Below are 20,622 nucleotides of genomic sequence, written 5' to 3'. Positions count from 1 at the left end.
ACTTCCTTTTATCTAATCTTATTACTTAAAATCACAATGAATATCTTAACATAAATCATTACAGAAAAAAGCTTTTATTTCAATTAGACAGCCTATCGACATTCATTGGTTTAATCGTTATAATAAAAAAACGGTATTTTGCTAATTTTGTGTACCACTAGCGCTACTGGTACACCTAGAAAGGAAGATGCAAAATGAAAAAAATTCTTATTTTGCACACTGGTGGTACGATCGCAATGTCAGAAGACGAAAACGGTGCGGTCGCTCCCGGAAAAGAAAATCCCCTCAATCAATTTAAGAATCCTTTTGGGACTGAGTATGAACTCGTGATCGAAAACATCTTCAACATCCCCTCACCCCATATGGATCCCGCTAATATGCTCGTCTTGCAACAACGGATCATCAAAGCTTATGAGAATGAAAATATCGATGGGGTCGTGATCACCCATGGGACTGATACGCTTGAAGAAACAGCTTATTTTCTCGATCTAACTATCCCATTTAAACTTCCGATCGTCTTGACCGGAGCGATGCGTTCAGCTAATGAGATCGGTTCTGATGGCTTGTACAACTTCAAAACCGCGATCTTGACTGCTGCTAGTCCTGAAGCTAAAGGCATGGGCGTCTTAGTGGTCATGAATGATGAGATCCACACGGCTCGCTATGTGACTAAGACCCATACCACTAATGTTGCGACCTTTAGAACTCCGACTTTTGGTCCGATCGGGCTGATCTTGCGCGATGAAGTGCGTTTTTTTGAAAAATTGCTCCGCCACCGCAGTGTTTTGATCGATCACGTGGTCGACCATGTTTATCTTTTCAAAGCATATGCTGGGATGGACCCAGAATTACTTGAAATAGCGCTCAATAACCAAACTAACGGTGTTGTGATCGAAGCTTTGGGTGCGGGTAATCTTCCGCCTAGAGTTTTGCCTGTGCTCGAAAAATTACTGGCCAAAAAGATCCCTGTAGTCCTTGTATCCCGGAGTTTCAACGGGATCGCCCAAGATGTTTATGCTTATCCTGGTGGAGGTGTCCAACTAAAACAAATGGGCGTTACCTTCTGCCACGGTTTAAATGGACAAAAGGCTCGGATCAAACTCTTAGTCGGGCTAAGCGCTGGTCTAAGTGGCGCTGAACTAGCCGATTTTGTTTCGGATGCTGTTTCTTAATATAAAAAATGAGAGTGTAAAACAATACGCAACACCGTATGTTTTTACACTCTCATTTTTTATTATTTCCAAGTCACTTGTGCACTACAACTCAAAGTTCCATCAGCCATATAGATCTCGTGTAACGTGGTCAACTCGTCTTTTGAGCGAAGCAATTCCACTTTACTGGTGCAGGTTTGCCCATAATTCAATTCATGTTCATATTTAATGTTCAAAGCTACCGGCTCGTGTTCCATTAAAAAATCTTTATCTAAAACATCTAGCATCCATTCGATATAATGAACATTATTGACATGATGATTACTATCGATATCAAAATAGCGCACCCGATAATCTTTAGCTAACATAACTTCTTCTAACCGCTTAGGACTTGCTGACCGTTCGATCGATCTGATCGGTTCAGGTCCAAAAGGTGCGATCACATCAGAGGTTATCCGCGTGATCTTTCGCGTTTCGAGATCAAGCAATACAAAAGCCGTATGCATCTTAGCCAACAATTCGCCTTGTTCATCCCGAAGATAAAAATTCCGATAACAAAAATAGCGATTATAGGCCGTTGCTTTCGTTTCGATCACAACTTTTTCATCACGTCTAGGTAAGCGAGTGATCGAAAGCAAGTGTTGTGTGATCACCCAACCATAACCTTGCGCATTCAACTTTTCTTCCGGCATCCCGACATCTTTTCCTTGCGCATAGGAAGCTAACATCATCAGATCGACCAATTTTCCTAGACTCAGTTTACCTGTAGGGTCCGTTTCATAGTACACGATCTGATGGGGCATGCGATATAAATTTTCTGCCATTGTCTTATTTATCCTTATAATTGATGATATTCGTTATAAACATCCTGTTTTTTCAAACCATTTAATTTTGCGACCTCTTTGATCGCTGCATTAGGCTTCAACTGTTTTTGTGCTATCAAAGCCGTTACTTGCTCAGCTAATGGCAACTCCAGTAAAGGATCGGCTTTTTTAGCTCGTGGGGCACTATTGCCTTGGACCACGAGCACAAATTCACCCCGGATCTCTTCATTGGTAGCCCATTCCACCGCATCGGCCAACGTTCCGCGTAAGAACTCTTCATAACGCTTAGTCAACTCGCGACACAAAGCGATCTCACGCTCAGGGCCAAAAACAGCTTGCATTGCCTGCAAGGTCTTTTTCAAGCGATGTGGTGCTTCATAAAAGATCAGTGCGCAAGTTTGTTGTTCTAATTGCTCTAAAACTTCACGCTGCTCATTTTTCTTCCGGGGTAAAAAGCCATAAAACATAAAGGGTTGAGGCGCTATCCCCGAAGCGATGAGAGCACTCAAAGCTGCATTAGCTCCTGGCAGTGGGACGACCGCAATGTCAGCTTGGATACAAGCTTTGACTAATTCATGGCCTGGATCACTGATCGAAGGCATCCCTGCATCACTTACTTGAGCTAGATCTTGTCCCGCCTGAAGTTTCTCGATCAAATACGGGATCCGTTCCTGCGTATTATGCTCATGAAAGCTGATCTGCGGGGTTTTGATCTCAAAATGGTTCAACAAGCGCATCGTATTACGCGTATCTTCCGCACAGATCAGATCAACCTGTTCTAAGATCTCAAGTGCCCGAAAAGTCATGTCTTGTAGGTTCCCGATCGGTGTCGGTACCAAATATAACGTTCCTTGCTCATTTTTTTCTCTAAAACTACTCTTTTGCTTAATTGACATTAATGTCGCTCCCCATAGATAACATCTTGACAAAAGACACACGGCTCATCATTTATCCGCCGTGAGCCATACATGTTGTCTACATTACAAACATGGAAGCCTTCTTCATAAAGCTTTTCCAAATTCTTACGTGACTTAGAGAGGCCCGCTTCTTCATTGCTTGTCTCTTGTGTTTTCTTTTGTTCTAATTCGTGAAGTCTTTCACGTAGATGTTGATTTTCGATCTCTAACTCTGCATTTTTCTCGATGATCCGTGTCATCTCTTCTTTCACGCTCGCCAGCATCGCTTGTACATCACGTGACATTTCTTCCATATTTTCAAAATTGTCATATAATTCGCGTTTATCCACAAAATCACCTTCAACCTGTTATCATGCTTGATACCAACTGCATAAATTCAAAGTCAGTGCCTCTAAGATACTCTGAAATGAGACATTGACCGCTCGTTGCCGTTTAGTCGAAAGGACAGCTTCAACGGCGCGGATAGCTCCATTTTCCGGAATTTTTAAATTTCTTTCATTGAGCTCTTTACTATACATTATAAAGGCAACGTCCTCATTTTTACCATATTTTAACAATAAAATATCACGTGTTAATAAGACTATCAACTGTAATAACCGATCTTGGCTAGCTTTATCGGTCGCATACGGCATCAATTTGGTCTGGACCCCTACAAAAGCCCGCCAATCATTTCGTAAAACTTGATTAAACCATTCCCAAACATTGACGAGTAATTTATTAAAATCTTCGTCACCATCAAGCTCTTGGGCTTCTTTTTGGCTATTAGTCAAATGTGCTAATAAATTAGCCTTATCTGCCCCGATCCCTTTAGTCTCTAACGTTGCAACTAATTTCTTCAATGTCAACGAAGACAATTCGACTAACTGGCACCGTGAGATGATCGTTGGCAAGATCTGGTTTACACTATCTGTCAATAAAAAGGCCGTCACATCGCCACTTGGTTCTTCTAAAAATTTCAACAGACTGTTAGCAGCACTGATCGTCATCTTTTCAGCATTTTGAATGATAAAAAGTTTCCGATTGCTCTCGACCCCACTCTTAACGAATTCGGCTTTCAAATATCTGATCTGGTCGACTTTGATTGAATTCCCTTCTGGCTTGATCTCAACCACATCAGGCTGATTATTTTGGGCGATCCGCCGACACTCACTGCACTTTAAGCATGGATGACCGTTTTGCTTTTGCTTGCAAAAAACGGCTTGGGCGACCCAATGAGCTAGCTTATTTTTGCCAGTCCCACGTGGACCAGAAAATAAATAAGCATGGGCCAATTTTTTATTGTCCACCAATTTGGCAAAATGCTTTGTCAAACGTGGTTGGAGCTCGATGATCGACTGTTCCATAAACTTCAACTATATCAAATGTGGCGCCATCAAGACTGGATGACTAGAAAAAATATAGTTTTCCCTTCTTAATTTATTTCTTGTTATCAGTTGCACATTTTTTCTTTCTAACTGACCTCTGCTTAAAAATGAAAGAACTGTTCGACCGGTAAAACGAAAACGGTGGCCCCACCGACTTCGACCTCGACCGGATAAGTCCGCTCAACTTGACCTTCAACATTCACTGGTGGCGTGATATATTCCGCACGTTTAGAAGATGCATGCTTGATCAACGCTAAAACTTCAGCTACCCGTTCGTCTTCGATCCCGATCATGAAAGTCGTATTGCCCGACCGTAGAAAGCCCCCGGTCGTTGCTAACTTAGTCGCTCTAACATCAGCTTCAACAAAAGCATTGTTCAAATTATTGCTATCCTTATCTTGGACGATCGCAATGATCATTTTCATTTTAAAACACCTAGTTTCTAACGGGAATTTTACTACTTAAGACTAGCTCAACATCAGCTATCACATCAGCCAGTTTTTGGCTGGCATCGATCGTCACGATCCGCTCATTTTCAGCGGCGAGTTTTTGATATGCTTGATAGACAGTCTCGTAAAACGATAGTGCTTCTTTATCCAAGCGGTTAACTTCATCTTGCCGATTCTTTTTGATCCGCTCAAGTCCTAGACTCGGTTCGATCGCTAAATAAATGGTCAGATCTGGTTCTAGACCAGCTGTTGCAAACTGGTTCATCTGCTTGACTTCAGCTACTCCGATGCCGCGCCCAGCCCCTTGATAAACCAAAGAACTATCGACAAAGCGATCACACAGGACTACCTTGCCCGCTTCTAAAGCCGGAAGCACTGTTTCAACTAAATGCTGACGCCGTGCAGCCGCATATAATAAAGCTTCAGTCCGCGCATCCATTTCAGTGAATTTTTCATCTAAAATAACATTTCGGATCTGTTCTGAAATACGATTACCGCCCGGTTCACGTGTCCGTAAATAATCGATCTTGGCAGCTTTTAACTTAGCTTCGATCGCGTTTAGGACACTAGTTTTCCCTGATCCATCAGTACCTTCAAAGGTAATAAAAAATCCGCTCACTTGTAAAACCCCATTTTCATTTATTGATTTTATTGTACTGTAACATTTGTCAGCTGTCCACGACCCCATCTTTTCAAAAAGAAAAAGCCTGCCACTTCAGTCGGACTGCTTGACAGGCTAGTTTTTAATAATTGATCACTGACGCTTGAATATGGCCCTTGACCTGACGATATTTAGCTTCACGGTAGAGAAACTCATACTTCGCACGAGCTAGACTCACTTCAGCTAACAATTCATCATCAACATCATAGACTGCAGCTGCAGTTTGGCGGGCTTGATCCCAATCCAACTTAGCTTGATCAATATCTTCTAATAATAATTCATTAAAAGAGCGTCTAAGTTTTTGCTTATTTCTTCTAAACATCAACTTCACCCCAACTAGATCTCTTGGCGGTTTTTCACCGCATTATACAGTGTCATCTCATCAGCATACTCAATATCACTTCCGACCGCTAAGCCGTGTGCTAAACGGGTCGTCATGATATTAGCTGGTTTGATCAACTTCGAAATATACATCGCCGTTGCTTCACCCTCAGGCGTTGCATTAGTCGCTAAAATGACCTCTTTGATCTGGCTATTTTGCTGGAGACGTCGCAGTAAGCTGGTAATATTGATGTCTTCAGGGCCTTTACCTTCGATCGGCGACAAAACACCATGTAAAACATGGTATAAGCCACGATATTCCTGCATTTTCTCCAAAGCCATCACATCTTTGACCTGCTCGACTACGATAACTTGACTTTGATCGCGGGTCTTATCCGCACAGATCACACACGGATCATTTTCCGTGATGTTGCCACAGATACTGCAGTAACTGAGATCTTTTTTGGCGGCGACCAGTGCTTTAGAAAAAGTAACAACATCGCTTTCCTCCATGTCGATCGTAAAAAATGCCAAGCGAGTTGCGGTCTTTTCACCGATCCCTGGCAACTTTAGATAACTATCGATCAACTTAGCGATCGGTTCAGGATATTGCATCGTCTAACCTTCTTTCACGCTTAAAAGCCAGGCATGTTGCGGGAATATTTACCCATTGTCTTTTGTGTTTGGTCATCGATCTTAGCCATCGCATCGTTAACAGCCATGATAACTAGATCTTGTAACATATCAACATCATCTGGATCGACAGCTTCTTCTTTGATCGCAATATCAGTCATCTTGTGATCACCAGTGAACTTAACCACTACCGCATCATCAGAAGCATGACCTTCAAAGATCGTTGCATGTAATTCTTCTTGATCCTTTTGCATTTGCTTTTGCAATTTTTGCATTTGTTTCATCATACCTTGCATGTTCATTCCACGCATCATAATAAATCATCCTTTCAAATTCTAATCATTTTTGACTTCAACTAATTGTTCCCCAAAGAGTTCTTGGGCTTTAGCAACGACTTCAGGCACAACTGGCTGTGACGGTGCTTGGCTCACTTGTTCATCACTTTCAGGTGCTTTTTGCCTGACATCACCATGTTCACTCAAATAGCGACTTCTGATCTCAGGCCAACGATTACCCGGGATAAAGATCAAATGTGGAGCTGCACCGAGCAAACGACTCAGTCCATTGCCTAAAACATCTTGGAGTTCTTGATTTTCAAGGGCACGTTGGCATAAGATGTCGTATTCAAAACCGATCACGACACCATCTGAGCTAGCTGCGACCGGTTTAGCGACTTGCATCATCGCGCGCTGAGTCACATTCAACATATTCATCATATCGCCCCAAACTTGGCGAACTTGCATCAGATCTTGCTTCGAAGCTTGGTCTAAGACTTCATAGATCTTGCTCAAATTCAGCTTCAACTCACCATTTTGCTTAGTGGCTTTACGGTTTGATCTTGGTGGCGTCGGCGTTTTAGCAGGTACACCCGAGGTTTGGAGCTGTTTGAAACTTTGCTCCAATGCGTTGAGCTGCTTTTGCAACTGTGACATTTTAGCATCAGTTGCTGGATCGGAAGTGACCTGCGTTGTGACCGGTGCCTTTGTGACCTGTAACCGGGACAATTTGACCGTTAGTACTTCTAAATAGATCGCTTCATGGACAGTAAACCGCATATTTTCTTGTTGCTCATTTAAAACATCGATCATTTGGTAGAGCTGTTCGGGATCGACCTCACCAGCAAATTTTTTAAAATCCTCATCAAGCATCCCTAACTCGCTTTCTTCGACGAGCTTTGGTGCTTGTTGATATAATAAAAGGTCACGACAGTAATTGATCAGATCCTCGATCAAACGCTTGGCATCCTTGCCATCTTCCAAGATCTCATGGATCGTAGCTAAAGCACTGCTCGTATCTTTAGCCACGACTTGATGCAGATACTTAGTCAAGTTATCACGTGTAACACTTCCGGTGACAAGTAACGCATTATCCAATGTCACTTGGTTATCCCCAAAAGACAACACCTGATCTAAAATACTCAACGCATCCCGCATCCCACCTTCAGCCGCCTTAGCGATCACTTTGAGTGCTGCTTCATCATAAGTAAAGCCTTTTTGCTGTAAGATATACTCCATCCGCTTTAAGATCGCTCGTGGAGTGATCCGGCGAAAATCAAACCGCTGTGTCCGCGAAATGATCGTCGTCGGGATCTTATGCGGCTCAGTCGTCGCTAGGATAAAGACGACATTAGCGGGTGGTTCTTCTAAAGTTTTTAGTAATGCATTAAAAGCTCCGGTCGACAGCATGTGAACTTCATCGATGATATAGACTTTGTAATCCGCTTGTGTTGGAGCGTATTTAGCCTTATCACGAATATCTCGGATCTCTTCGACCCCATTATTTGAGGCCGCATCGATCTCGATCACATCATTTAACCGTCCCGCCGTGATCGCCTTACAAGTCTCACATTGATTGCAAGGTTCACCGTCTTTTTGGTTCCGGCAGTTGATCGCTTTGGCAAAGATCTTAGCCGCCGAAGTTTTCCCAGTTCCCCGCGGGCCGGTGAATAGATAGGCATGTGTCGTCTGTTTTGTCAGCAACGCATTTTTTAGCGTCTTCGTGATAAATTCTTGCCCCACCAGATCACTAAAAACTTGCGGACGCCAGACACGATATAAAGCCTGATAGCTCATCAACCATTGCTTCCTTTCTTTTTCAGTTTAAAAAAAAATCTCGATCAAAGTTAAATGACCGAGAGCCTAATTTCATATTAACTTAGGGCACATGCTGAACCAAACTTAGTGCTGCTTCCTTCCGGACCTGACACGCTTCGTAAGGACAACATTGCCCTAAGGCCTTGCGGCATATTCTATATTACATGAAATTAGGTAAAATTTCCAGTCTTTAAATCAATTATTTTTATTTTTTACGCAAATTCGCAAAAAAGTCACTGAGGATCTGCGCACATTCAGCTTGTAGCAGTCCCTTTTGCACCTTGACTTGATGATTGAAACGTGGATCCGTCAATAAATTCATCAATGTTCCAGCTGTACCAGCTTTTTCATCGGCTGCACCATAATAGACTTTAGCGATCCGCGAGTTGATGATCGCTCCACTACACATTGGACAAGGTTCTAGCGTCACATATAACTCAGCTTCCGGTAAGCGCCAGCTATCCAGCACTTGATTGGCCTGAGCAATCGCGATCATCTCAGCATGCTTTTCGGCTTGTTGTGTCGTTTCGCGCAAATTATGGCCCCGCCCGATGATCTGACCTTGATGTACGATGACACAACCGATCGGGACTTCACCTAGAGCCTGGGCCTTTTTAGCTTCAGCTAGGGCAGCTTGCATAAACTCTTCTCGTTTCATTTTAGCTTTCTTTCACACTTTGTAAAATGAAATAACCCTTATCTTTTAGGATAACTTCACAGTTACCAAAGACTGCTTCCATTTTCTTCTTGGCAGACGGTGCTCCCTGCTTTTTTTGTAAAACAGCAACTAACTTGCCCCCGACAGCTAGATGCTCTTTGGCAGCTTCCAAGATCTCATGTACGACCGCTTTGCCTGCTCTGATCGGCGGATTGGTCACGATCAACTGATAATCTGTCTTCGTTACATTTTCATAGATGCTCGAAGCAAAGATATTGACATTTTCGATATCGTTTTGGGCTGCATTTTTTTGAGCTAATTCTAGCGCTAATTCATTGACATCGACCATATCAACGGTCACAGCCGGAGCTTTTTTTGCCAAAGCTAAGCCGATCGGGCCATAACCACAGCCAACATCCAAGATCGCACCGGAAAGATCGGTCGTTGCTAGAGCATTTAACAAGACGCGCGAGCCATAATCAACTGTATTTTTGGAAAAGACCCCGTTATCTGTTACAAAAGTAAACTCGTGTCCTAATAGTTCAAAATTCCAATATTTTTCATCATGTTCGACATTTGGATTCTTTGAATAATAGTAGTTTTCCATTCAGTCACCAAATTTCCTTTTCAAGTTATCTTCACTTTCCTAATTATATCATATCTAGCTTTAGGCTTTGCTTACAAGACAATAACAAAAAACTAAGGACAGGGCTTACCCTATCCTTAGCTTACTCAAGCAAGGTCTTTACCATTAGTTGCGATCACTTTTTGATACCAATAAAAAGAATCTTTCGGAGTCCGCTTCAAACTCCCCTTACCCTCATCATCTTGATCAACATAGATAAAGCCATAGCGTTTTGACATCTCAGACGTAGAAAACGAGATCAGATCGATCGGTCCCCACATCAAGTAACCGAGTAATTTCACTCCATCAGCGATCGCTTCTTGCATCTGTTCGATATGTTCCCGCAAGTAATCGATCCGGTAATCATCATGTATCTTACCATCACTATCTGGTGCTTCGAGCATCCCGATCCCATTTTCAACGATAAATAACGGCACTTGGTAACGATCCCACAGCTCGTTTAAAGATATCCGCAGTCCCACTGGATCGATCTGCCAGCCCCAAGGTGTTTCTTCAAGATATTTATTCTTGAGACCATGTGAAAAGTTACCTAGATCCTCATTTTCTCCTGCAGCTGTCACAGTCGACATGTAATAGCTAAAGCTCAAATAATCAACTTTACCTTCTCTTAGAACTGCTTGATCACCAGGTTCCATTTTGATCTTGATCTTATGTTCAGCAAAGAAACGGTTCATGTAGTTAGGATACTCTCCTCTGACTTGGACATCGGTACAAAATAGGTTTCGGTCATTTGCTTGCTGAGTAGCTAAAACATCAGCTGGATCAGTCGTTGCTGGATAAGTCTGCATACGTGCCAGCATACATCCCATCTTGTCTTCTGGCTCCATCTCATGCAATTGTGTGGTCGCTAAGGCACTGGCGATAAATTGATGGTGTAAAGCTTGATAGCGTTGTTGTAATTTTTCTTGCTCGGTCAAGCCGTCTTCGAGCGCCCCAGTTTCATGAAAGCCCCAAGCCCCAGTATTGATCTCATTGAAAGTGATCCAATACTTGACCTTATCTTTATAGCGTTCAAAAACAGTTTGCGTAAAGCGCGTAAAATCACTGACGACTTCTCGACTAGCCCAGCCATTGTATTTTAAGGTCAGCCCTAAAGGCATCTCATAGTGCGATAATGTCACGACTGGCTCAATGTTATATTTTTTCATTTCAGCGATCAAATTATCATAAAATTTCAGCCCTGCCTTATTCGGTCGCTTTTCATCGCCATTAGGAAAGATCCGGGCCCAAGCAATCGAGATCCGTAGCGCCTTAAAGCCCATTTGCGCAAATAATTTGATATCGGCTGGATATTGATGATAAAAGTCGATCCCCCGCCGTTTAGGATAATCACCTACTGTTTGCTCCGCTAATGCTTCTCTAAGGGAATCTTTAGTCACATTCCCCATTGAGATCTGTTGCCTATCAGCAGCCTTTTTTACGATTTCGGCAGTCGTCAGACCTTTGCCATCAGTAGCGAAAGCCCCTTCGATCTGATTTGCTGCTGTAGCACCACCCCATAGAAAATCTTTGGGAAATGCATGTGGATAATCTGTTTGATACATCTTGCTTACCTTCTTTATCATTAACTCACTTTGAGCGTAGCACTTTTAGCTAATCGATACAAACGTTTACACTTATTCTTTTAGGCACCAAAAAAAGCTGTAGTTTTACCTACAGCCTTTAGCCTTACTTATTTATCCGTTGGCGATTTTCCAAGGCTAATTCGGACAAGTAACGGTAGAGTGGTAAAATATCGATTCGCTTAGGAAATTCAAATTTCATCGTTGTCAGATTTTCCTTATGTGGCTTTTGATAAACATTTTCCAAAACAGTCACTTTGATCTCACTATCATCGATCCCAAACCCAGCTGTCTCGATCGTTACATCAACGACCCCATCTAAATAGATCGTGTGGTAAGCGGTCTTTTTACCCGTCGCCCCCTGCTTATCAACAAAAATCATCCGATAATTTGTAAAGATCAAGGCATCGCGAACCAGTTTATAGCCACTGCTGATCGTTTCGTCTGTCAGTAAGAAGTCGCCATATTCTTGGGTCAATTCACGCACACTGACTTCAGAGTAGTTTCCCAAGGCACCTTGGACTAAATTTTTAAACATTTGACTCACCCTTTCACAAAATCATTTACATCTTGATTTTAAAGGAACCTGGATAAATCAGCTACTAAAAAGCCTTCTGAAGTGTTTGTACATTCAGAAGGCTAAAGTATAAGGATACATCATGCGCTTGATCGGAATTGAACCGATGACCTACCGCTTAGGAGGCGGTTGCTCTATCCTGCTGAGCTACAAGCGCAAAAAATAGAATAGTCGTTAAAAACGACTACTCTATTATAGGAAGAATCACTTATAAAGTCAATGATCCTAGTAACCGACCTCGATCTCTTTTAGTAATTTCATGAAATTATGCCGTCTGATCCACTTAGCTAAAGGTACAACGATCTTAGTTTGTAATTTAGAAGTCTGCTTTTTGGCCAAACTCTCTTCATAATAATCGACTTTGACCTGATTTTTAGCTAAAGGTGTCAATTCATAAGCTTCTTTTTTCACATAATGATCTGTTTCGATCTGTAAATGATAACTGCGATCCGGGATCAACTTGATGACCTTGAGTTGAGCTTTGGTCTGATGATCTAACTTAGTTGCATAGCTTAGATCAGATAACTCAGCCACAGTCAAGTCACGTCCTGTTTCTTGCTTGATATCATACAGGAGCGTATCCAACAAACGCTGAAATAAATATTCGGCTGAAACATTCAAATTCATTGAAATTTCCATCTGCTCTTCCTCTTTCTGCTAGCTTTACTCTCAGTATATCACTTTATCTGCTTTGCACCAGTTATCTAACTTTTCTTACGTTTTCCTTTATTTTTTTGGTCACGTTTGCGGTTCTTTTTCCGCTTTTTCTTAGCGGAGTCAGCTTGTGCCACTGGCTTATTCGCCTTTTTACGAACTGGACGACTAGGCGCTTGTTTCTTCAACTCAGCTAACTCAGTTTGATCAGTAACTAGTTGCCGTTGATAGAGGTAAACTGGAGCTAGTTCATAGCCTTTTTCTTTGACCAATTGTTTAAACATCCGTAGATCGCGTTCATTACCGATATTAATGACGGTCCCATCAGCCCCCATACGACCTGTCCGCCCAACACGGTGAATATACGTATTGACATTTTTAGGCAGATCATAGTTCACGACAGCCGGTAATCCTGGAATATCTAATCCTCTAGCCGCTACATCGGTGGTCAATAACAAAGCCACTTCTCGTTTGCGCAATTGGCGTAAAGCTTGTTCACGTTCAACTTGACGCTGTTCACTATTCAAACGCGCAACGTTAACATGTGCATGTTTTAACTTTTCGTATGCATAATTTAATTCTGCTGTTTGTTTGAAAAAGACTAGGGCGCAAAACTCATCTAACTGCGCTAATCTGCGCAAAGCATCCACGCGCTTTCTTTGTGGAACTTCTAACACATAGTGGTCCACTTGACCTTGGGTATGATCGACTTGGCACACATCGATCACAGTTGGTTCGATCCCAAACCAGCGATGTAATTCTGCCAAGATCGGAGCTTTAGTAGCTGAAAAGAACGAAACAGCCACCTCACCGGGCGCATGCGCAATGATCTCACGACAATCAGCTAACGTTTCAGCTTCACCCAACAACTCATCGGCCTCATCGATCACGATCGCTTCTAGTTTATGCAATTTTAATTTTTTATCATTGATCAAGTTCAATAACCGCCCTGGAGTACCGATCACAACTTCAGGTCGCTTTTTTAATTTTTCGATCTGGCGTTTGACGTTTGCGCCCCCGATCAAAGATAAGACATTAAGCTCAAGTAACTTAGCCCATGGTCGGATCACATTAGTCAACTGTGCTGCCAATTCTTGCGATGGCGCTAAGATCAATAATTGTGTCCCATCCTTAGGCAAAAGTTGTTCTAACAATGGTAATGCGTAGGCTAAAGTCTTACCCGAACCGGTTGGCGCTAAACCTAAGACACTCTCACCGCGCGCTAGTAATGGTGCGACTCCCGCTTGGATCGGTGTTAGGTCTTTAAAGCCTTGTTCTTTAAAATAATTCTCAAATTTTGGATTCATACTTACCTTTCTCAGTAGTTAACCTCATGCTCATCAGCCGGAAAAGCAAGTCCTGCACTTTGACGTAATTTATACAAGACATGATTTACTTCAACGGCTACGGCTAACCACTCCTGCTGTAACTGCTTATTTTGCAGTGAATCCGTATCCCGTAAAACCTCTCCAAAAGCCTTTGCTTCAGCTAACATTGGATTTTTAGCCGGATCCACTGATAACATTGTACCATTTCCTGTGGCATCGACCAATTCCACTTTTTGTAATTCAGCCGCATTATCCATCACGATCGTCTCTTTTAGACCGTAAATTTCACCCGGTAGATATGAATTAGCTGTCTTACCAACATTTAAGACCACATCATAGCCCGGATAGTTCAAAATAGCCGTCCCAGAGCCATCGATCCCGTTACGTAATTTTACTGGATAATAGTGGGCATCTTCTGGGATCCCAAACCAACTGATCGCATCATAGACAAGGTATACACCTAGATCTTGCAAAGCTCCACCGGAAAACTTAGGTGAAAAGACATTTGGTTCTTCGCCCGCTAAAAATTGATCATAACGTGAGGAGTATTTTTTATAGGTCAGATCAGCCCCCTGGATCACAGGTAACTCTTTGACTGCTTGCTTGACACTTTGAAAATTTGGCTCGTGAAAATGTCTAGCTGCCTCAAAGCAATAAAGTTCTGGATGATGATGTAAGTATTTCTGCAAGACTTTGAGTTCTGCTGGGTTAGAGAACATCGGCTTTTCAACGATCACATGTTTCTTGGCTTTTAAGGCTTGAAGGGTCTGTTCAAAATGCAAATTATTGGGAGATGCAATGTAGACCACCTCAAAAGTGCCTTGTTCAAAAAATTCACTTAAATTATCAAAATATTCTGTTACATTTTTGAAATCTGCACCAAATTTTTGTGCTGTGGCTAATTTCCTTGAATATACGCTGGTCAAAGTAAACTCACCTGTCATTTCTGCAGCCTCAACAAATTGTTTGGTGATCCAATTAGTACCAATAATCCCGAGTTTCATGATAAGTAACCCCTTTCAATTCTTCATTCGCATTTATTATAACAGACTTCGAAACATTAGCGTACTAAGAGCTGATTTATCCCAATTTTTTAAGTTAAAATATTCCAAAAGTATGACAAAATTTCTATTATGTTTCATTTTCAAATATTGCTGGTGTTTTACTATTTTTACGGTATAAATCGTGGTATATTATACTCAATAAGAAAATTGGAGGGGTTGAAGCAATGAAACGCAAGGGCTTGATCAGTTTAGGCCATACTTTATTCAGTAACGTGATCAATTTTAACAAGAAAAGCAAGCAACCACAGGTGTCCCTACCGCTGATCTATGCCGGTAGTTGGCAATTTACCGATGAATTAAGTAATCGAACTCATTGTCTTGAGATCACAACTGACTTGCGTATTTTGATCGACCACCGCGAACTTGCGGGCCAGGTCCAGACCCTTACCGCTAAAGAACTGATTTTTTTGGATGGTTACGGCTACCATTTGCGGATCGATGCCGTTGACAGTAAACCCATCAGCGTCTATGACGAAGCTGATAACCGTGTCTATGAGTTAGTTGATGAGCTTGATCATGACACACCTTGTTTATAGCATTTATAGTTGGACTTTCTCGACGTAGGAAGTCTTTTTATTTTAAGCAAACAAAAGGCGGTGAGGCTAACTATGCCTCACCGCTTTTTAGATCCAACCATCTGATGACCTTGTTGCAACTGTTGTAAAGTTCCAGCAAAAGCCAGCTTTCCGTCTTTTAAGATCAAAAAACGTTGCGCGATCTCCTGTAATTCCTCTAAATAATGGCTTGTGATCAAAAAGGTCTTACCTAATACTTGCAGGTTTTTGATCTGTTGCCAAAATTTTTGCCGACTTACCACATCCATCCCAACTGTTGGCTCATCTAAAAAGATCAACTCAGGATCACCGGCTAAGCATAAGGCAAAATTTAACCGCCTTCTTTGACCACCAGAAAGTTTGGCCAAAAAGGTATGTTGTTTATCTGCTAGATCAGCGATCTGTAACAATTCGGTATAATTTTTGCTATTAGGGTAATAACTTTGCCAAAGTTCGATAATCTCTTTGACCGTTACTCCTTCTAATGAAAAGTCATTTTGTAACATGACACCGATCTTCTCGGTTTTTAATTGCTTACTCCCTAAGATCTCGACTTTCCCGTCATCCTTTGGGGTCATCTGTAGTAAAATATTTAACAAGGTAGATTTGCCAGCACCATTTTTTCCTAAAAGAGCTACGATCTCTCCACGCTCAACTGAAAAACTCAATTGCTTTAGGACTGGTTCTCTGGTATAAGTTTTAGTTAGCCCAGCCACTTCGATAACTTTTTTCATTGCTCTCACTTCCATACTCAAGATAGTTTCATTTTAAATGAAAACTACTCTTGTCCCTAGAACCACCTGTCATGACATTTCATGACAATTGTCACAAAAAAACAGTCGCCCCTTAGACGACTGTTAGTTTAACTATTGATTCGATTGCTTGGTTTAGCATAATTTTGGCCTAAATAATAGGTCAGGATCACTAAAACAAAGAGGCCTACAAAGACCAAATAACTGGACTCGATCCCAAATGTACCACCATTTAACATCGCGTACCCTGAGACCGGATGCGACTCTAGGACCACACTTGTACCATTGATCCCCGAAACTGGGGTACCAAATAACGGTCCTTCGGCAAAGTTCCAAGCACTGTGAAACGCACCGGCCAACCAAAGATCGCCGGTATAGGTCCGAAACAAGCTCATCAAGATTCCAAAGAGTGTCAAGCCAACGAGCGCATTGATCCCGATCCCACTATTACCTAAGTGAGCAACGGCAAATGCCAACGCCGAGATGAGGATCGCCCAACGTTGTGAAACTTCTTTTTCCAATCTTCCTTGTAAATAGCCACGAAAGATCACTTCTTCGGTCATCCCTTGCATCCCAAAGCCTAGCAAAAAGGCTAATAATACTGCCCAATTGGAATTTTGCCAGATGACACTCACACTAAATGCCTTACCTAAGACCGTGATCCCCCAGATCAAAGCAAAAAATGCTATTCCGAGGACATAGCCCGTAGCATAGCGTAAAAACGAGCCTTTTTTATCAAATGGCATGATCTGATGTAACTGTTTTGGATCACCTTTATACTCTTGTTTCAAGATGAAAACAACGATTATCTCACCGATCAAGCCCAAGCCTAGTGCTAGTGGTGAAAAAATATCTCCTAGATCACCCGAAAAAGCAGCCATCAATAAGCCCGTAAAAAGCATGATCAGCCCCATTGGAATCGATGATAGGATCATCAATAGAAGTGTCCATAAAAAAATCCTACCGATCCGTTTTAATTTATCCATCTACTCACATCCTTTTTTACATAAAAATTAAAACATAAAAAATAAGTAAAAGCTAGTAAAATGGGCATAAAATAATACTGTCAGCACCGTATGAATAATAAAAAGCCGTACCATGATGTTTTACATCATGGTACGGCCCTTGTATCACAAGTCTGAACATCTATCCATCAGTTGTTCACTTTTGTCGCATGACCAGTAGCATAGTCGATCTTTAAGCCCTTTTGAACATTAGGGATAAAAACATTATATTCCAACGAACCATCACTTGATTTGGCTTCCAAGTGAGCTCCTGCTGGGACTAAATTATTACCACTATAGATATTTGTCACACGATAACGGACAGTCTTATTACGATCCAAGGCTTTTCGAACAAGACTTTCGTAATAATTTTGGCCTGTTGAATACTTTGCATTAGCTTCATTAGCCCAAGCAGTTTGAGTCGCAATATTTTTAGGATTGCTCTCACTCGCATCAAAACCACGAATATTTCCAACTAAAGCATACCCTAGTAAGTGACCGCGATCATAAGCATGGTTGTAGGCGCCACTTAAGTTAGTGAGTTGCTTAAAGCCCTGTGGTTTCCATTTAGTCGAACCATTATTAGTTTGGTGGCGATTCTTGTATTGACGCGTTGTCCTATTCAAAAGGGCGTTTGCCACCGTCGGACGTTTCAAGCTATCGACTTCATTTGTTGCATAAGGTGCACTAGAAACCTTAGCTTTTAGATCTGCCTTGTTGTTATTAACGATAAAAGCCCCACTGTTGTTCCATTTGAGATTTTGCTCACCGCCCAATTGTTTAACAACATCAGGTGTCAAAACTGTTTGGGCTAATTGTTGTGATGGGGTGCTCTTTTTTAGTTCACCCGAGCCACTCGAGCTATTTTTTTGATGTGTACGCCAGCCACCATAGTGAGTAGTTGCTTTGGCCGTTACCGGTGCCCCGATCGCACCACTGAGCATCAAAGCTGCCGCAAATCCGGTCAGTATTTTTTTGAACTTCATAATGTCCTCCGTAAAAAAAGACCAACAGAATCATCCATTGGTCTCTGTTTGTTCGATTATTATAAAATGTTGATATTATGTGCGCGACAAGTTTCGATCATTTCCTTTGGCCAAATACTTGCTTGAACTTCACCAACATGCGCTTTACCTAGTAACAACATACATAAACGAGATTGTCCGATCCCGCCACCGATCGTATATGGCAATTCCTTATTCAAAACCATTTGATGGTATGGTAATTGCTTACGATCAAGGGCATCTGCTGCCTCTAATTGGGCTAGCATCGAGTCTTCGTCAACGCGGATCCCCATGCTTGAAAGCTCTAACCGACAGTTGAGTGGCTCATACCAGAATAAGATATCACCATTCAAGCTCCAATCATCATAGTCAGGAGCACGGCCATCATGTTTTTGACCACTCTTTAACGTGCCACCGATCTGCATTAAAAAGACTGCGCCGTGTTCTTGGCAGATCTTGTCTTCACGTTCTTCAGACGTGAGCTCTGGGTACATATCTTCTAATTCTTGAGTTGTGATAAAGAAGATGTCGTCAGGTAATTTATTGACTGCTTCAGGGTATTTATACCAGACTTCATTTTCCATGTGCTTGATCACTTTGAAGATCCGTCTGACCGTATCTTCAAGGGTCTTAACATTGCGTTCATCTTTAGCAATGATCTTTTCCCAGTCCCATTGATCGACATAACTTGAGTGATAGTTATCCAACTCTTCATCTTTTCTGATCGCGTTCATGTTAGTATATAGCCCTTCATGTAGCTTGAAGCCGTATTGCTTTAGGGCCATCCGTTTCCATTTAGCTAAAGAATGGACGACTTCGATGGTATCATTTGGGATACTCTCCATCGTAAAAGATACAGGTGTTTCATAACCATTCAAATTATCATTCAACCCCGAACTCTTTTCTACATACATTGGTGCTGAAACACGTGATAAGCCAAGCTCTTTGCCAAATTCATCTTGGAAGGTCTCACGAATATATCGAATCGCTTCTTGTGTCTTTTTGACATCAAGCTTGGGATCATAATCTTTTGGAATAATAAGATCCATAAATGTCATCCTTTCTCAATTAGTTAGTTTAATTTTACCTTAAAATGATTAGATTGCAATCTTTATTTTTTGAATTTCGTACCTTATTTTTTAATTTAACTACTTTTGGCCTTCCAAACGTTTTTGATGGTGGCGTTTTCACCAAAATGTTATACTTACCGTAGTTTATAAATGAAAGGATGATCGTGATGGATTTTACCACACTCGTTCAGAAAAGACATTCGACACGTGATTTTACCGACCAATTTATCCCTAGATCACAGCTTGAGCAGATCATTCAAGATGCTCTAACAACACCATCTTGGGTCAATTCCCAACCTTGGCGCGTCTATGTTGCTACGGGAAAAACTCTAGCTTTGATCAAAGAAAAGCACCGTGAAGCAGTTAAACAAGGCGACCTTGGACAACCAGAATATCCGGTCTTGAGTCGTGATAAGTGGGATCAACGTTCACAGGCAAATATGGCTGCTTGGACGACTGAATTCAAGCAACGCTTCAAGCCTGGTGAAGTCGATTTTCGTAAAAGTCAAGCTGAGCTCTTCAATGCTCAAGCACTCATCTATATCACGCTTCCAAAAGATTTATCCCCTTGGTCAGTCCATGATATCGGGGCTTTTACCCAAAAATTAGTCCTAAGTGCTACCGCTCAAGGACTTGCATCGATCACGGCTTACGAATTAGTCAAATTCCCTACTCTTGTCAAAGAGATCATGGAGATCCCTGACAGTGAGACTTTAGCCGTTGGGGTGGCTTTAGGCTACGCTTCAACTGACCCCTTAAATAGCTTTAGTCCTAATAAACTGACCTTAGAACAAGTCGCTACCTTTAAAGATTAAAAGTGACCAGGCCACCTCATTACGAGAGACGGCCTGATCACTTTTTATGTTCGTATTATCTCGCTTTCCATTCCATCTGATACTCTACTTGACTGGTCGCCTCATCCAGCTGTTCGTTCACCACGGCAAAATCTGCGCGCCGATAGAATTTTAACGCACGTTCATTTTTAGCATAGACGGCTAAACTCAACTGCTCTCTTTCTTGTTTGGCTTTAGCTAACAACTTGCTTCCGATCCCCTTGCCTTGTGCCTTGCTAGCCACAAAGATCCCAGCAATGTGATCAGCTTGCAGTCCGATAAAGCCTAGAAGCTCATTTCCCGCTTCATAGACCCAGATCTCAGCTTGAGGCAGCATTTCTTTAACTAATGCATAGTTGTCCTGCCAATATTTAGCCGGAATAAAATCATGGGCTGAAATATTTGTCGCCAACCAAAGCTCCATGACTTGTTCTAAATCATCGGTTTTAAATTTTCTGATCATAAACTAACCATTCCCTTCCATACCATGATACAATAATTGC

At 41.8% G+C, this 20,622-nt stretch carries 25 protein-coding genes, 1 tRNA gene and 1 other RNA gene; 3 read left to right on the top strand and 24 right to left on the bottom strand.

Annotated elements, in window-relative coordinates:
* The first annotated feature begins 194 nt into the window (after positions 1-194).
* Positions 195-1,172 (top strand): asparaginase, encoded by a 978-nt coding sequence (locus ABT996_RS03920; protein WP_035447381.1) that lies wholly within the window; start codon positions 195-197, stop codon positions 1,170-1,172.
* 62 nt (positions 1,173-1,234) lie between these two features.
* Here the strand turns inward: ABT996_RS03920 and ABT996_RS03915 are convergent, their stop codons facing one another.
* The 19 genes from ABT996_RS03915 to ABT996_RS03825 all read right to left on the bottom strand — a co-directional run bounded on the left by ABT996_RS03915 (position 1,235) and on the right by ABT996_RS03825 (position 14,845).
* Positions 1,235-1,975 carry an acyl-[acyl-carrier-protein] thioesterase gene (locus tag ABT996_RS03915; RefSeq protein ID WP_035447384.1) on the bottom strand — a complete coding sequence of 247 codons (741 nt, stop codon included), beginning with the start codon at positions 1,973-1,975 and terminating at the stop codon, positions 1,235-1,237.
* Positions 1,976-1,989: 14 nt separating this feature from the next.
* Entirely contained in the window at positions 1,990-2,871 is an 882-nt protein-coding gene (gene rsmI / locus ABT996_RS03910) for a 16S rRNA (cytidine(1402)-2'-O)-methyltransferase (RefSeq protein ID WP_010689433.1), read from the bottom strand.
* Complete coding sequence (locus ABT996_RS03905) at positions 2,871-3,221, bottom strand: DNA replication initiation control protein YabA (protein ID WP_010689434.1); 351 nt, start codon at positions 3,219-3,221, stop codon at positions 2,871-2,873. The genes rsmI and ABT996_RS03905 overlap by 1 nt, the downstream gene beginning before the upstream one ends.
* A 21-nt stretch (positions 3,222-3,242) precedes the next feature.
* A complete protein-coding gene (gene holB, locus ABT996_RS03900; protein ID WP_035447387.1) occupies positions 3,243-4,235 on the bottom strand; it encodes a DNA polymerase III subunit delta' in 993 nt (330 codons plus the stop codon).
* A gap of 122 nt (positions 4,236-4,357) precedes the next feature.
* Positions 4,358-4,681, bottom strand: coding sequence for a cyclic di-AMP receptor DarA (gene darA, locus ABT996_RS03895; RefSeq protein ID WP_035447389.1), 324 nt, complete (start codon positions 4,679-4,681; stop codon positions 4,358-4,360).
* A 10-nt stretch (positions 4,682-4,691) separates the two neighbouring features.
* Positions 4,692-5,324: a dTMP kinase gene (gene tmk / locus ABT996_RS03890; RefSeq protein ID WP_010689437.1), complete on the bottom strand. Its 633-nt coding sequence runs from the start codon at positions 5,322-5,324 to the stop codon at positions 4,692-4,694.
* Between the two features lie 124 nt (positions 5,325-5,448).
* The gene (locus ABT996_RS03885; RefSeq protein ID WP_010689438.1) at positions 5,449-5,688 is read right to left on the bottom strand and encodes a YaaL family protein; all 240 of its coding nucleotides are present in this window, start codon (positions 5,686-5,688) and stop codon (positions 5,449-5,451) included.
* Positions 5,689-5,702: 14 nt separating this feature from the next.
* Positions 5,703-6,302 (bottom strand): recombination mediator RecR, encoded by a 600-nt coding sequence (gene recR, locus ABT996_RS03880; RefSeq protein WP_035447392.1) that lies wholly within the window; start codon positions 6,300-6,302, stop codon positions 5,703-5,705.
* Between the two features lie 20 nt (positions 6,303-6,322).
* Positions 6,323-6,637: a YbaB/EbfC family nucleoid-associated protein gene (locus ABT996_RS03875; RefSeq protein WP_103050398.1), complete on the bottom strand. Its 315-nt coding sequence runs from the start codon at positions 6,635-6,637 to the stop codon at positions 6,323-6,325.
* Positions 6,638-6,655: 18 nt separating this feature from the next.
* A complete protein-coding gene (gene dnaX / locus ABT996_RS03870; RefSeq protein ID WP_035447398.1) occupies positions 6,656-8,392 on the bottom strand; it encodes a DNA polymerase III subunit gamma/tau in 1,737 nt (578 codons plus the stop codon).
* Between the two features lie 76 nt (positions 8,393-8,468).
* Positions 8,469-8,555: signal recognition particle sRNA small type (gene ffs, locus ABT996_RS03865), an RNA gene on the bottom strand.
* A 63-nt stretch (positions 8,556-8,618) separates the two neighbouring features.
* A complete protein-coding gene (tadA, locus tag ABT996_RS03860; protein ID WP_010689444.1) occupies positions 8,619-9,071 on the bottom strand; it encodes a tRNA adenosine(34) deaminase TadA in 453 nt (150 codons plus the stop codon).
* Between the two features lies 1 nt (position 9,072).
* Positions 9,073-9,678, bottom strand: coding sequence for a class I SAM-dependent methyltransferase (locus tag ABT996_RS03855; RefSeq protein WP_035447401.1), 606 nt, complete (start codon positions 9,676-9,678; stop codon positions 9,073-9,075).
* A 125-nt stretch (positions 9,679-9,803) separates the two neighbouring features.
* Complete coding sequence (locus ABT996_RS03850; RefSeq protein ID WP_035447404.1) at positions 9,804-11,261, bottom strand: glycoside hydrolase family 1 protein; 1,458 nt, start codon at positions 11,259-11,261, stop codon at positions 9,804-9,806.
* A gap of 124 nt (positions 11,262-11,385) precedes the next feature.
* Entirely contained in the window at positions 11,386-11,817 is a 432-nt protein-coding gene (locus ABT996_RS03845) for a PH domain-containing protein (RefSeq protein ID WP_035447407.1), read from the bottom strand.
* A gap of 122 nt (positions 11,818-11,939) precedes the next feature.
* Positions 11,940-12,013 (bottom strand) — tRNA-Arg (locus ABT996_RS03840).
* A gap of 68 nt (positions 12,014-12,081) precedes the next feature.
* Entirely contained in the window at positions 12,082-12,495 is a 414-nt protein-coding gene (locus tag ABT996_RS03835; protein WP_035447410.1) for a DUF3284 domain-containing protein, read from the bottom strand.
* A gap of 65 nt (positions 12,496-12,560) precedes the next feature.
* Entirely contained in the window at positions 12,561-13,817 is a 1,257-nt protein-coding gene (locus tag ABT996_RS03830) for a DEAD/DEAH box helicase (RefSeq protein WP_035447412.1), read from the bottom strand.
* 11 nt (positions 13,818-13,828) lie between these two features.
* Positions 13,829-14,845: a Gfo/Idh/MocA family protein gene (locus tag ABT996_RS03825; RefSeq protein ID WP_035447414.1), complete on the bottom strand. Its 1,017-nt coding sequence runs from the start codon at positions 14,843-14,845 to the stop codon at positions 13,829-13,831.
* 221 nt (positions 14,846-15,066) lie between these two features.
* On the opposite strand from ABT996_RS03825, the gene ABT996_RS03820 reads away from it, so the two are divergent.
* Positions 15,067-15,438, top strand: a complete 372-nt coding sequence (locus ABT996_RS03820; protein ID WP_035447416.1) for a DUF4828 domain-containing protein — start codon at positions 15,067-15,069, stop codon at positions 15,436-15,438.
* 77 nt (positions 15,439-15,515) lie between these two features.
* Here the strand turns inward: ABT996_RS03820 and ABT996_RS03815 are convergent, their stop codons facing one another.
* The 4 genes from ABT996_RS03815 to asnA all read right to left on the bottom strand — a co-directional run bounded on the left by ABT996_RS03815 (position 15,516) and on the right by asnA (position 19,265).
* The gene (locus ABT996_RS03815; protein ID WP_103050400.1) at positions 15,516-16,190 is read right to left on the bottom strand and encodes an ABC transporter ATP-binding protein; all 675 of its coding nucleotides are present in this window, start codon (positions 16,188-16,190) and stop codon (positions 15,516-15,518) included.
* Between the two features lie 128 nt (positions 16,191-16,318).
* Complete coding sequence (locus ABT996_RS03810; protein WP_035447418.1) at positions 16,319-17,194, bottom strand: CPBP family intramembrane glutamic endopeptidase; 876 nt, start codon at positions 17,192-17,194, stop codon at positions 16,319-16,321.
* A gap of 167 nt (positions 17,195-17,361) precedes the next feature.
* Positions 17,362-18,198 (bottom strand): DNA/RNA non-specific endonuclease, encoded by an 837-nt coding sequence (locus ABT996_RS03805; RefSeq protein ID WP_035447421.1) that lies wholly within the window; start codon positions 18,196-18,198, stop codon positions 17,362-17,364.
* Between the two features lie 59 nt (positions 18,199-18,257).
* Entirely contained in the window at positions 18,258-19,265 is a 1,008-nt protein-coding gene (asnA, locus tag ABT996_RS03800) for an aspartate--ammonia ligase (protein ID WP_035447424.1), read from the bottom strand.
* 188 nt (positions 19,266-19,453) lie between these two features.
* Here asnA and ABT996_RS03795 point away from each other — a divergent pair, with 188 nt between their 5' ends.
* A complete protein-coding gene (locus ABT996_RS03795; RefSeq protein ID WP_035447426.1) occupies positions 19,454-20,101 on the top strand; it encodes a nitroreductase in 648 nt (215 codons plus the stop codon).
* Between the two features lie 55 nt (positions 20,102-20,156).
* Here the strand turns inward: ABT996_RS03795 and ABT996_RS03790 are convergent, their stop codons facing one another.
* Complete coding sequence (locus tag ABT996_RS03790; protein WP_035447429.1) at positions 20,157-20,582, bottom strand: N-acetyltransferase; 426 nt, start codon at positions 20,580-20,582, stop codon at positions 20,157-20,159.
* Between the last annotated feature and the right edge of the window lie 40 nt (positions 20,583-20,622).

Source organism: Ligilactobacillus sp. RTP31139st1_D10_RTP31139_211217 (assembly GCF_040226755.1).
GTDB classification, from domain to species: Bacteria; Bacillota; Bacilli; order Lactobacillales; family Lactobacillaceae; genus Ligilactobacillus; species Ligilactobacillus animalis.
Note: the sequence above shows the minus strand (reverse complement) of the source record. Positions and strands in the feature narration are given on the sequence as shown.